The organism is Thiocapsa marina 5811, from assembly GCF_000223985.1.
Lineage (GTDB): Bacteria > Pseudomonadota > Gammaproteobacteria > Chromatiales > Chromatiaceae > Thiocapsa > Thiocapsa marina.
On the sequence record NZ_AFWV01000008.1, the window covers coordinates 273006 to 285738 of the forward strand.

10 protein-coding genes are annotated in these 12733 nt (G+C 65.3%); 6 read left to right on the forward strand and 4 right to left on the reverse strand.

Annotation, left to right across the window (positions count from 1 at the left end; all coding sequences use genetic code 11):
* The first annotated feature begins 198 nt into the window (after positions 1-198).
* From gmk to THIMADRAFT_RS13500, 4 genes are all read left to right on the forward strand, one after another.
* A complete protein-coding gene (gmk, locus tag THIMADRAFT_RS13480) occupies positions 199-810 on the forward strand; it encodes a guanylate kinase (protein ID WP_007193608.1) in 612 nt (203 codons plus the stop codon).
* A gap of 400 nt (positions 811-1210) precedes the next feature.
* On the forward strand, positions 1211-1513 hold the full coding sequence (gene rpoZ, locus THIMADRAFT_RS13490; protein ID WP_007193609.1) for a DNA-directed RNA polymerase subunit omega: 303 nt from the start codon (positions 1211-1213) through the stop codon (positions 1511-1513).
* A 111-nt stretch (positions 1514-1624) separates the two neighbouring features.
* Positions 1625-3844, forward strand: coding sequence for a RelA/SpoT family protein (locus THIMADRAFT_RS13495; protein WP_007193610.1), 2220 nt, complete (start codon positions 1625-1627; stop codon positions 3842-3844).
* 156 nt (positions 3845-4000) lie between these two features.
* Positions 4001-4417: a hypothetical protein gene (locus THIMADRAFT_RS13500; protein ID WP_007193611.1), complete on the forward strand. Its 417-nt coding sequence runs from the start codon at positions 4001-4003 to the stop codon at positions 4415-4417.
* A gap of 152 nt (positions 4418-4569) precedes the next feature.
* On the opposite strand, the gene hemF is transcribed toward THIMADRAFT_RS13500, so the two are convergent.
* Positions 4570-5508: an oxygen-dependent coproporphyrinogen oxidase gene (gene hemF / locus THIMADRAFT_RS13505; RefSeq protein ID WP_007193612.1), complete on the reverse strand. Its 939-nt coding sequence runs from the start codon at positions 5506-5508 to the stop codon at positions 4570-4572.
* Positions 5509-5661: 153 nt separating this feature from the next.
* Here hemF and THIMADRAFT_RS24800 point away from each other — a divergent pair, with 153 nt between their 5' ends.
* Together THIMADRAFT_RS24800 and THIMADRAFT_RS13515 are read left to right on the forward strand one after the other, a co-directional pair.
* Positions 5662-6225, forward strand: a complete 564-nt coding sequence (locus THIMADRAFT_RS24800) for a hypothetical protein (protein ID WP_007193613.1) — start codon at positions 5662-5664, stop codon at positions 6223-6225.
* A gap of 24 nt (positions 6226-6249) precedes the next feature.
* The gene (locus THIMADRAFT_RS13515) at positions 6250-8712 is read left to right on the forward strand and encodes a penicillin acylase family protein (protein WP_007193614.1); all 2463 of its coding nucleotides are present in this window, start codon (positions 6250-6252) and stop codon (positions 8710-8712) included.
* Positions 8713-8899: 187 nt separating this feature from the next.
* Here the strand turns inward: THIMADRAFT_RS13515 and dtd are convergent, their stop codons facing one another.
* The 3 genes from dtd to typA all read right to left on the reverse strand — a co-directional run bounded on the left by dtd (position 8900) and on the right by typA (position 12636).
* The gene (gene dtd / locus THIMADRAFT_RS13520) at positions 8900-9337 is read right to left on the reverse strand and encodes a D-aminoacyl-tRNA deacylase (RefSeq protein ID WP_007193615.1); all 438 of its coding nucleotides are present in this window, start codon (positions 9335-9337) and stop codon (positions 8900-8902) included.
* 300 nt (positions 9338-9637) lie between these two features.
* Positions 9638-10588 (reverse strand): prolyl aminopeptidase, encoded by a 951-nt coding sequence (gene pip / locus THIMADRAFT_RS13525; RefSeq protein WP_007193616.1) that lies wholly within the window; start codon positions 10586-10588, stop codon positions 9638-9640.
* Positions 10589-10824: 236 nt separating this feature from the next.
* Complete coding sequence (gene typA / locus THIMADRAFT_RS13530; protein ID WP_007193617.1) at positions 10825-12636, reverse strand: translational GTPase TypA; 1812 nt, start codon at positions 12634-12636, stop codon at positions 10825-10827.
* Positions 12637-12733: the final 97 nt, after the last annotated feature.

The following is a 12733-nucleotide window of genomic DNA, read 5'->3' on the forward strand; positions in this document are numbered from 1 at the left end:
GCTTGATCCGCGTGCGTGCCCGGCGCGGGCGCGATATTCTGAACTCCTTATCCGGTGGCCGAGGTCGCGTGCCGGCCGCCCGATCGCGAGTCTCGCCTCGACCCTCGGTGTCGTGCGGGATGTTTCGGCAGCCCGGTATCCGCGCGGTCGGGGTCAGCATCGGCCGGCCAACCCCTGTTTCAAATGGTTGAGCGCATCATGAGCGAAGGTATCCTCTTTATCGTCTCGGCCCCATCCGGCGCCGGGAAGACGTCTTTGGTGAAGGCGCTTCTCGCGCGCGATCCTGGTCTGTCCCTGTCGGTCTCCTGCACGACGCGTGCGCCCCGCGCCGGAGAGCAGGACGGCGTCCACTATCATTTCATCGATCAGGCGCGGTTTCGGGAGTCGGTCGCCGCGGGCGAGTTCCTGGAGCATGCCGAGGTCTTCGGCAACCTCTACGGGACGCGCGAGGTCGATGTCCGCGAGGCACTGGCTGCCGGGCAGGATCTGATCCTGGAGATCGACTGGCAGGGCGCGCGGCAGGTGCGCGAGCGCTTTCGCTCGGCGGCCGGGATCTTTGTCTTGCCGCCGTCGATCGTCGAGCTCGAGCGACGTCTGCGCGGGCGGGGTACCGACAGCGATGCGGTCATCGCGGGTCGGATGGCGCAGGCGCGCGACGAGATGGCGCATGTCGAGGAGTACGCCTATCTAGTCGTCAACGCGGTGTTCGATACGGCGCTGGATGCGCTGGCGGCGATCGTCCTCGCCGAGCGACAGCGTTTCGAGCGGCAGCGGCCGAGGTTGGGGCCGCTGCTCGATGCCCTGGCGTGATGCGGGCGCGTCGCTGCTCGCTGCTGCTTCGCCATGTATGTTAGGCTCTTAGACCGCGCCCTAGCGCGTCATGCGATGTTTTTGGATGGGATCGGCCCCGGCAGATTTGACGGCCGCTGGAGACGGCGCGGTTTAAGATATTATAGAAATATCAGTTCAAACCGCGTCCCCGCTAAGGGCTGCGGATGCACCCAACGCCGAATTCACTCGAAAGCTAGCATCTCGCTCGGGACGCGGTTTAGCACAAGGCTGCCGTGTGGGCGGCCGGCTCCGAGGAGCATGAACGGCGAGCCCGCCCGCCTGTCGAACGTAGACGAGTCCTCGCACCCGCGTCCGTCGTATTCCCGGCCCCGTGCGCCGGCGCCCCGGATTTTCGAGACCCCGATGGAGAACATTTCGCATGGCCAGAATTACCGTTGAGGACTGCCTCAATCACGTCGACAACCGTTTCGATCTGGTGCTGCTCGCCACCAAGCGCGCCCGCCAGTTGGCGAACGGTGTCGAGCCGATCCTGCCTTGGGCCAACGACAAGCCCACCGTCATGGCGTTGCGCGAGATCGCCGCGGGCCATATCTCGACCGCAATGGTCCAGGCCGCGCAGCGAGAGATCGACGAGACCACGGCTGCATTGGAGCAGGCACTTGCCGAGGAGCTGGCCTCCGAGCTCGGCGAGGCGGAGCCCAAAGGCGATCCGCGCGAGTAGGTCCGGTATGCGGCTCGACGAGAATCGGCGAACGACCGCGGGGGCAGATCACGGACGAAAGGTCTCTGCGACCGCGCGCGCCTCGCCGTGAGTCCGTTCGATCCGAAAACCATGCAAAGTATCCTCGCCACCCTTGTCGATCCGGCAACGACTCCGCCGGTTCATCCCGTCGGAGCCGAATCCGATCGTATGCCCGTGGCCCGTTATTTGATCAGCGACCTCTGCGCCTATCTCGAGACCTATCTCCCGCCCGAGCAGGTCAGCGAGTTCTATCGGGCCTATCTGTTCGGCGCCGAGGCGCACGAGGGTCAGAGCCGCAAATCGGGCGAGCCCTACATCTACCATCCGGTCGCGGTCGCGCGCATCCTCGCCGAGATGCACATGGACTATAAGTGCTTGATCGCGGCACTGCTTCACGACGTGATCGAGGATACCCCGGTCGACAAGGAGCAGGTCGCGGAGGTCTTCGACGAGGAGATCGCGGATCTCGTCGACGGCGTGAGCAAGCTCTCGCAAATCGAGTTCGAGTCGCGCGCCGAGGCCCAGGCTGCGAGCCTTCAGAAGATGCTGCTCGCCATGACGCGCGACATCCGCGTCATCCTCATCAAGCTTGCCGATCGGCTCCACAACATGCGCACGCTCGGGTCGATGCACCCGGATGCTTGTCGGCGGATCTCGCGCGAGACGCTCGACATCTTCGCGCCCATCGCCAACCGTCTCGGCATCAACCGCGTCCGCGTCGAGCTCGAAGAGCTGGGCTTTCTGCATCATTGGCCTTGGCGCCGTCACGTCATTCAACGCGCCCTGCAGAAGACCTGCGGTGTGCGCGTCGAGATGGTCTCAACCGTGGAGACGGCGCTCAAACAGGCCCTGCATCAGGAGGAGATCCACGGCGAGGTCGAGGGGCGGCGCAAACATCTCTACGGCATCTATCGCAAGATGCGCGAGAAGCGTCGAGCCTTCTCGGAGGTGGTGGATGTCTTCGCCTTCCGGGTGACCGTGGATCGGATCGACACCTGCTATCGGGTGCTCGGGCTGGTCCACAATCTCTACAAGCCGGTGCCGGGGCGCTTCAAGGATTACATCGCGATTCCGAAGGCGAACGGCTATCAGTCGCTCCACACGGTGCTCATCGGTCCCCAAGGCATCCATATCGAGATCCAGATCCGCACCGAGGACATGCAGCGCATGGCCGAGTCGGGGATCGCCGCGCACTGGCTCTACAAGAGCGGCGAGCAGTCCACGGCCAATGCCACGACACTGGCCTCGGAGTGGTTGCAGAATCTGCTCGTGATGCAGCGCGCGGCCGGCAATTCCGTGGAGTTCCTCGATCACGTGAAGATCGATCTCTTCCCCGACGAGGTCTACGTCTTTACGCCCAAGGGGCGGATTTTGACGCTCAAGCGGGGTGCGACGGTGATCGATTTCGCCTACGCGATCCATTCGGATGTCGGCAACACCTGTGTCGCCGCGCGGATCGACCGGCGCATGGTCTCGCTCAGCACGAACCTGCGCAGCGGCCAGACCGTGGAGATCATCAACGCACCCGGGGCCAAGCCGAATGCGGCCTGGCTGAATTTCGTCGTGACCGGCAAGGCCCGCGCGAGCATCCGGGGGTATCTGAAGAACCTCAAGCAGCGCGAGGCCCAGGTGCTGGGACGGCGTCTGCTGAGCGCGGAGCTCGGCACGTTCGGCGTCGATCTGGATAGCCTCGACCCGATCCGAGTCGCGGCCTACTTGGAAGAGGCCAATCAGCGCACGCTCGACGACCTGCTCGGCGACATCGGCCTCGGCAATCGTCTCGCTGCATTCGTGGCCCGTCGCCTCGCCGGAGGTGATGAGGACGAGACGACCCAAGCGATGCAGGCCGACAAGGATCTGCATCCTCACCGCTTGGCGATACGCGGCACCGAGGGGATGGTGGTCAGTTTTGCGCGCTGTTGTCGGCCCATTCCGGGCGATACCATTGCCGCGCTCTTCAGCCCCGGCCGCGGGATCGTGGTTCATCGCAGCGAGTGCCGCAACCTCGGCAGCCTGGAGACCAAGCGCGACAAGCGTCTGGACGTCGAATGGGCCAACGAGCCGGACGGGGAGTTTCCGACCGAGATCCGGGTGGAGATCGGCAATCGACGCGGTGCGCTCGCGGTGGTCGCCGGGGCGATCGCCGAGCTGGGCTCGAACATCGAGAACGTCCATTCGCGCGAGAAGGACGGCATGACGACGGCCTTGGAATTTCTCATCCTCGTGAAGGGCCGCGCCCATCTCGCACGCATCATGCGCCGCTTAAGACAGATCCCCTTGGTCCTGCGCATTACCCGTATCCCGCGCTGAGGACCGCGATGGAGGCGCGAGCCCGGTGCTCCGCTGTCGGGTTGCATCCGTTGCCTGTCGGCGCCATCTCCCTCGTCACACGCGTGGTTGGCGATCGTCCGACCCGCGACCATCAAGCCGTACGCTCCGGAGCGTGCCTCAGACAAGGGTCGATTCATGTCCGAACTCACGATCGACGAGCGCTGCTCGCTCACGCGTCGCATTATGTCGCTGCTGGAAGGCTGGAATCTCGGTGCGAGCGATATCCTGGTGCTTCTTCAGCTGCCCGCCACTATCAAGGCCCGGAACCTCTCGCGCTACCGGGACGAGGAGTGCTTCCCGGACGACCCTCAGGTCAATCGCCGGCTCTCCTACCTGATGCGGATCGAAGACGCCCTGCATACCTACTTTCCCCGAAACCCCGAAATGCGCCATCTCTGGGTCAAACGCGCCAACAAGCAGTTCAACAAACGCGCCCCGATCGCGGTGATGGTCGAGGACGGCGAGAGCGGGCTGATCTCGGTCCTCTCGCATCTGGACTGCACCTTCGCGTGGGATATGACCGGGTCGAAGGCCGAATACGGCAAGGGCTGACCTGTCGCCTTTCACGCCTGGCTCCGTGAAGGCCGGCCGGTAGGGTGGACGAGCGAGAGCGAAGTCCACCGAGGCCTGCGCCGGCGTCGGTGGACCGCGCTACGTCTGTCCATCCTACAGATCGTAAGCAGGTTTGAGCACGCTCGACTGCATCAAGCCACGGTCGCCTCGTCGGCCAGCCAGTCCCGCGGCTTGAGGAAGCGCTCGTAGAGCTCGGCCTCCGGGCTTCCCGGCTCCGGGCGATAGTCGTAGCGCCAGCTCACCTCCGGCGGGAGCGACATCAGGATCGACTCGGTGCGCCCGCCCGATTGCAGTCCGAACAGGGTGCCTCGGTCGTAGACCAGGTTGAACTCCACGTAGCGACCGCGGCGGTATTTCTGGAAGGCACGCTCCTCGTCGCCGTATTGCTTCGCCCAACGGCGATTCACGATGGGCAGGTAGGCCGGCAAATAGGCCTCCGCGACGCTGCGCATGAAGGTGAAGCTGTGGTCGAATCCCCCTTCGCTCAGATCGTCGAAGAAGAGCCCGCCGACCCCGCGGGGCTCCTCGCGGTGCTTCAGATAGAAATAGCGGTCGCACCACTCCTTGCAGCGCGGATAGACGTCCTCGCCGAACGGCAGACAGGCCTCGCGCGCCGCGCGGTGCCAGTGCCGCACGTCCTCCTCGAAGCCGTAGTAGGGCGTCAGATCGAAGCCGCCGCCGAACCACCAGACCGGTTCGGCGTCGGGTCGCTCCGCGATGAAGAACCGCACGTTCAGATGCGAGGTCGGTACATAGGGGTTTTGCGGGTGTACGACCAAGGACACGCCCATGGCCTGAAAGCCGCGCCCGGCCAGCTCGGGCCGATTCGCACTTGCCGAGGGCGGCAGTCGCTCGCCGAAGACATGCGAGAAGTTGATCCCGCCGCGCTCGAAGACGGCCCCGTCCTGCATGATGCGCGTGCGCCCGCCACCGCCGCCCGGACGCTCCCAGGCGTCCTCGCGGAAGCCCGCTCCGCCGTCGGTCTCGCGCAGTGCCGCGCAGATGCGGTCCTGCAGATCGAGCAGATAGGTCTTGACGGCGTCGGCGTCGGCGTCGGGTCGATCGGACATCGCGGCAACTCCTCGCAGGTGCGGTTATCATGAGACGGTTGGTCCGATAGTACCCAATCTCGACCCGCTGCGGTCGCTCTCGCCCGACTCGACCCGATCGGCCTTCCGGTCCTGCGAGTCCCGCGAGCCATGACACCATAAGGAGACAAACCGATGTCCATCGCCCTGCGCTCGCTGCTGATTGCCCCCGTCCTGCTCGCCGGCTCCGCTCTTGTCGCGGCCGATCAATCCGTCACCTTCCTGAGCTACCAGTCGTCGGTCCCGGATGCCTGGGTCTCGGAGACGCCCAAGAGCGAGATGCGTCAGCTCCAGTTCAAGGTGCCTGCGTCCGGTGCCGAGGGCGGCGACGGGGCCGAGTTTGTCGTCTACTTCTTCGGACCCGGTCAAGGCGGGACGCTGGAGGCCAACATCGAGCGCTGGCAGTCTCAGTTCCAAGGTCCGGACGGCGCGCCGGTTGAGCCGACCGTGACGCAGATCGGCACCGAGACGATCCCTGCCACCCTGGTCGAGCTCCGCGGAAGCTACGGCCGCAGCGTCGGCATGGGTCCGGGCGACGACGTGCTGGCCGATCGGATGCTCCTGGCCGGCGTCATCGAGACGCAGGAAGGTAACCTCTACCCGCAGATGCACGGCCCGGCGGAGCTGGTCGCGGCCCAGCGCGAGGGTTTCATCGCGTTCGTGAAGGGGATCCAGCCGGTGGCTCCGACGACGCCGTAAGCCGAGCCCCGGGAATCAAGCCGCATGCCGCGTCGGATCCTAGTGCTAGTCGTCGCGATCCTGGTCATCGCCATCTCGGTCGGTGCCGCCGGCCTGTTCCTGGTCGCCAAGGGCGGCGAGCCGAGCTACTCGGGGAGCCTGGCGGTGCCGGGACTCGAAGCCCCGGTGCGCGTTAGCTACGGGCCACACGCGATCCCGACGATCGAGGCCGACAGTCTCCATGACCTGCTGTTCGCTCAAGGCTACGTCGTGGCGCGCGAGCGGATGTGGCAGATGGATCTGCTGCGCCGTCTCGCCGGCGGGCGTCTCGCGGAGGTGTTCGGTGTCCGGGTGCTGCCGGCGGATCGCTTCTTTCGCACCATGGGGCTCGATCGCGAGGCGGAGCGCAGTCTGGCTGTATTGAACCTCGAGGAGATGTCTCTCCTCGAGTCCTATGCGGCGGGCGTGAACGCCTATCGCACCGAGGCGGCGGCCGAGCGTCGCCTGCCGCTCGAGTACCTGGTCGTGCGCGCCGAGCCCGCGCCGTGGACCCCGCAGGATAGCCTCCTGATCGGCGGCTATATGGCCTGGACACAATCCTACAACCTGCGTGCCGAGCTGACCTTCCTGCGTCTGGCGGCCCGCATCGGGGCGGAGCGTGCGCGCGAGCTCTTTCCGACCGATGCGGGGATCCCGGCGCCGGAGGTGTCGTCCGAGCTGGTGCGTGAGTTGGCGCAGCAGCAGGGGCGGATCCGGATGCGCGGCGACCGGGAAGGGCCGACGATCGAGCCCGTGCTCGAGATCGTTGACCGACTCGGCCTGCCCTTGCCGGCGGCGGCCAGCAACGGCTGGGCGGTGAATGGACCCCGCACGGCCGACGGCGCGGCGTTGCTCGCCAACGATCCGCATCTGGCAGGCTCCATGCCCGGGATCTGGTACATGCTGGAGCTGATCGCGCCGGACCTGCATGTCGCCGGGGCGAACCTGCCCGGCGTCCCCTTGGTGATGATCGGGCATAACCGGGATCTCGCTTGGGGCTTCACCAGCACCATCGCGGATACACAGGACATCTTCGTCGAGCGTCTCCTGCCCGACGGCATGAGCGTCGAGCGTGCGGGCGGGCGGTCCGAGCCGATCGCGACCCGGGTCGAGCGCATCTCGGTGAAGGGCGCCGAAGCGCTCGACCTGATCATCCGCTCGACCGGCAACGGCGTGATCGTCAACGACATCCTGGGTCCGATCACCAAGACGCCGATGGATCTGCCGAGCCTGGACACGCCCCATCTGTTGGCCCTGCGCGAGACCAACGATCTCCCGGATCGCGCCTTTGCCGGGCTGCTGCGTCTCAACCAGGCCGAGACGCTCGAGGAGGCCGGTGAGGCCATCCTGGAATTCAAGCACGTCGTCCTGAACCTCATGTCGGCGCACCGCGACGGCGGGATTGCCCTGCAGGTCAGCGGGATCCTGCCGCAGCGCGGCAAGGGCTCGGGCGCATTCCCCTCGCCGGGGTGGGTCGATGGCTATGCCTGGCAGGGGCTCATACCCCAGACGCGCAACCCGCGGCGTGTCGATCCGCCCGGGGCGGCCTTGATCACCGCCAACAACCGCATCGTCCCGGTTGAGTACCCGGTGACCATCAGCAACGCCTGGATGGCGCCCTTTCGCGCCGAGCGCATCGCCGAGCGGCTCGATGCAGCCGGCCGGCTGACGCCCGAGGCGATGGCGGAGATCCAGACCGATCGCATCAGCACCCAGGCGCGGCTCGCCCAAGCCGCCTTGCGCAGGATCGAGATCGATCTGCAGGCGGTGGATCAGGCCGCTTGGAACATCGCCGCCGAGGAGTTGCTCGATTGGGACGGCGACATGGCGGGGTCCAGCCGGCCCGCGGCCTTCTTTGCCCTGCTCGAACCGGCGCTCTACAGGGCGCTCTACGAAGACGAGCTGGGCGAGGATCTCGACGCCATGACGGCGATGGCCATGTTCGCCTACAGCCCTTTGCAGGAGATGCTCCGCAGCGGCCGGTCGAGCTTCTGGGACGATGTGACGACGTCCTGGATCGAGGGTCCGGCCGAGATCTGGGCGCGGGCGTTGAAAGCTGCCAAGGCGGATCTCGAGGCCCGGATCCCCAACCCGGACGATGCGCGTCTGGACCGGATCCGTACCCTGACCTTCCCGCATGCCTTCGGGACCTTGCCCCTGGTCGGGCGTCTCTTCAACGTCGGTCCGATCGGTGTCGGCGGAAACGCTGATACCGTGAACGTCATGAAGCCGATGCCGCTCGCACCCGAGGAGTCCGTCTTTATCCCCTCGATGCGGGTCGTCTACACCCCGGCGGATTGGGCAGGCACCCGCGGCGTGCTGCCGCTCGGTCAGTCCGGACACCTCTTCTCGCCCCACCGAACGGATCAGCTCGAGGCCTGGTTGACGGGCCAGACCTTCGCCTGGCCTTGGAACGGGCCGAGCGAGCAAGAGGCGATCGGGATTCTGATGCTGGCGCCGGGTCTTTAAACCGCGCCCTGTGCGGTATGCGTCGTTTGATGAAGCGGCTTGGCCGCGCCGGCTCCGACGACTGTCGGAGCCGGCGCGGTTTAAAGTATTCAAAAATATAAAATTCTAAACTGCGTCTCCGCCAAGAGCCGTGGATGCACCCAACGTCGAACTCACGCGAAAGTGAGCATCTCGCTCTGGACGCGGTTTAGGTCTCCAACCAAAAGGTCACGGGCCCGTCGTTGACCAGACTGACCTGCATGTCGGCACCGAAGCGCCCGGTCGCGACCCGGGCGTGAGCGGCCCGTGCCCGAGCGACGAGGTGGTCGAACAGGCGCTTGCCTTCCTCCGGCGGGGCGGCGGAGGTGAAGCTCGCGCGGGTCCCTTTGCGGGTGTCGGCAGCGAGTGTGAATTGGGGCACCAGGAGAAGCCCGCCGTTGATGTCGCGCAGGCTGAGATTCATGCGGTCATCGGCATCCGGGAAGACCCGATAGCCGAGCAGACGCTCCAGCAAACGTTCTCCGCGGGCGGTCGTATCGCCCCGCTGCACGCCGACCAAGACCAGGAGGCCGCGCTCGATGGCGCCGATCGTCTCGCCCGAGACCTCGACATGGGCGCGGGAGACACGTTGCAGTAAACCGATCATGCTGAATCGCGTCCGGAGCGGCAGGCCACTTCAGAGGTTTGGGTCGCACTTGTCTTGATCCGCGACATCGGTGAGACGCGATTCAGGAGATTGAAGGCGATTTCCGGAATTAAACCGCGCCCGGTGCGGTCTGCGTCATTTGTTGGAGTGGATCGGCCGCGCCAGCTCCGACGGCTGTCGAGGCTGGCGCGGTTTAAAGTATTCAAAAATATTAAATTTTAAACCGCGTCTCCAAAAAGGTCGGAAAAATCCTTGAGCCAGACACAACATGAAAATAACGCATGTCGCTCTCGACGCGGTTTAACCAAGCTCATCGGCAAAGCGCTCGGTCGCCGCCACCAAGGCCGTTCGGATGCCGGGCTCGAACGCCGAGTGACCGGCATCTGCAATCACCTGCAGCTCGGCCGTCGGCCAGGCCTGATGGAGATCCCAGGCCGAGTGCATCGGGCAGATGGTGTCGTAGCGACCCTGGATGATGATGCCCGGGATGTCTTGGAGACGATGTGCATCTTCGAGCAGCTGATTCGGGCGGAAGAAGGATCGGTTCATGAAATAGTGGCACTCGATCCGCGCGAGGCTAAGCGCGACGTGCGGATGGGCGAAATGCGCCTCGATGTCCGGATTCGTCCGCAATGTTGCCGTGCGCCCCTCCCAGACCGACCAGGCTCGCGCCGCGGTGAGACGGGTCGCCTCGTCCTCGCCGGTCAGGCGTTTGTGATAGGCGATGAGCAGATCGTCGCGCTCCTCGACCGGGATCGGGGCGAGAAACTGCTCCCAATAGTCCGGATAGATCCAGCTCGCACCCTCTTGATAGAACCAACGAATCTCCTCGTCGCGGCAGAGAAAGATTCCGCGTACCACAAGTGCCGTGACACGATCCGGATGGGTTTGGGCATAGGCGAGGGCCAGGGTCGAGCCCCAAGAGCCACCGAAGACCAGCCAGTGCTCGATCCCGAGTCGCTCGCGGATCCGCTCGATGTCGGCGACCAGATCCCAAGTCGTGTTGGCCGTCAGGGACGCGTGGGGTGTCGAGCGTCCGCAACCGCGCTGATCGAACAGGACCGCATGATAACGTGCCGGGTCGAAGAAGGCGCGATGGGCCGGCTCGCACCCCGCACCAGGCCCGCCGTGCAGAAAGATCGCGGGGATGCCGTCCGGCCGACCGCATTCCTCGACATAGAGGCGATGATCGTGGTCGACGTCAAGCCGATGGATCGCAAAGGGTTCGACGGGGCGATAGAGATCGGGCATGGGCCTTGTTCGATGGTGTGTTCGTTACTGTTCAGCCGCCAGCCGCCAGCCGCCAGCCGCCAGCGGTCCTACTTGGGCCTAGCAAGGTGCCGTCAGCTCTCGGCACCAGGATAGCCGGTCCTTGGATACTCCGTTTTCATTAACCTAAACCGCGTCCCGCCGTCGCCGGTTGTTGCGTCGAGGCTGAACTCGCACGCAATCCATGCCGATTGCTCCGGACGCGGTTTAGCCGGGGTTTAGCCGCGACTGGCCCGCTTGCGGTCGTTCTCGGTGAGATGCCGCTTGCGCACACGGATCGCCGTGGGCGTGATCTCCACCAGCTCGTCGTCTTCGATGAACTCCAACGCCTGCTCGAGCGTGAACTTCACCGGCGGGGTCAGCAGGATATTCTCGTCGGAGCCGGCCGCGCGGATGTTGGTCAGCTGCTTGGCCTTGAGCGGGTTGACGGTGAGGTCGTTGTCGCGCGAGTGGATCCCGACCACCTGGCCTTCGTAGACCTCGTCGCCCGGGGAGACCATCATGCGTCCGCGCTCCTGTAGGCTGAAGAGCGCGTAGCCGAGCGCCTTGCCGGTGCCGTTGGAGATGAGTGCACCGTTGCGCCGCGGGGCGATGCCGCCCGGATTGGCGGGACGATAGCGATCGAAGATGTGATACTTCAGCCCGGTGCCCGAGGTCATGGACATGAAATCGGTCTGAAAGCCGATCAGGCCGCGCGACGGGACCTCGTAGTCCAGGCGCACCCGGCCCTTGCCGTCCGGAACCATGTCCTTGAGCTCGCCGCGACGCTCGCCGAGCGCCTGCATGATCGCGCCTTGGGAGGTCTCCTCCACGTCGACCGTAAGCTGCTCGTAAGGCTCGCAGATCTGTCCGTCGATCTCGCGGAAGATGACCTCGGGGCGCGAGACGGCCAGCTCGTAGCCCTCGCGGCGCATGGTCTCTAGCAGGATCGACAGATGCAGCTCCCCACGTCCGGAGACGCGGAACTTCTCCGGGTCGTTGCCTTCCTCGACACGCAGCGCGACGTTGTGGATGAGCTCACGCTCGAGGCGGTCCTTGAGCTGACGCGAGGTCAGATACTTGCCGTCGCGCCCTGCGAAGGGCGAGGTGTTGACCTGGAAGGTCATGGTCACGGTCGGCTCGTCGACGGTCAGCGGGGGCAGGGCCTCGGCGTGATCCGGGTGACAGAGTGTATCGGAGACGTTCGGCGCCTCGATGCCGGTCAGGGCGACGATGTCCCCGGCGGTGGCGAGCGGAACCTCGTGTCGCTCCAGCCCGAGATAACCGTAGACGATGCCGACCTTGGCCTTGTAACGCCCGCCGTCGGGCTTGACGACGACGATCTGCTGATTGGGCCGCACGCTGCCGTGACGGATGCGCCCGAGCGCGATTGCCCCGACGAAGGAGCTGTAGTCGAGCGTGGAGATCTGCATCTGGAAGGGTGAATCCGGATCCACCTCGGGCGCCGGGCAATGCTCGACGATGGCCTCGAAGAGCGGAGTCATGTCGCCCTCGCGCACCTCGCTGTCCAGACCTGCGTAGCCGTTCAGCGCCGAGGCGTAGATGATCGGGAAATCGAGCTGCTCGTCGCTCGCGCCGAGCCGGTCGAAGAGATCGAAGACCTGGTCGATGACCCAGTCGGGGCGGGCGCCGGGGCGGTCGATCTTGTTGATGACGACGATCGGGCGCAAGCCATGCTGGAAGGCCTTGCTGGTGACGAAGCGGGTCTGCGGCATCGGCCCCTCCTGGGCATCGACCAGCAGCAGCACCGAGTCCACCATCGACAGCACGCGCTCGACCTCGCCGCCGAAGTCGGCATGGCCGGGCGTGTCGACGATGTTGATCCGGTAGTCACGCCAGCGCAGGGCGGTGTTTTTCGATGTGATGGTGATGCCGCGCTCCTTCTCCAATGCGTTGGAGTCCATCACACGCTCGACCGGCCCGAAGCGATCCCCGAGCGTGCCGGATTGCTGCAGCAGCTTATCCACCAGCGTGGTCTTGCCATGATCGACATGGGCGATGATGGCGATATTGCGTAACGTCTCGATCACGAGGGAGGCTCCGGAGAAGAGGAAATCGGATTTGAGGTCTTGCGGTGGGTTCGGTTCGAGCGGCGGATACGAAGTTCCGAGCTAGCGCGACAGTATA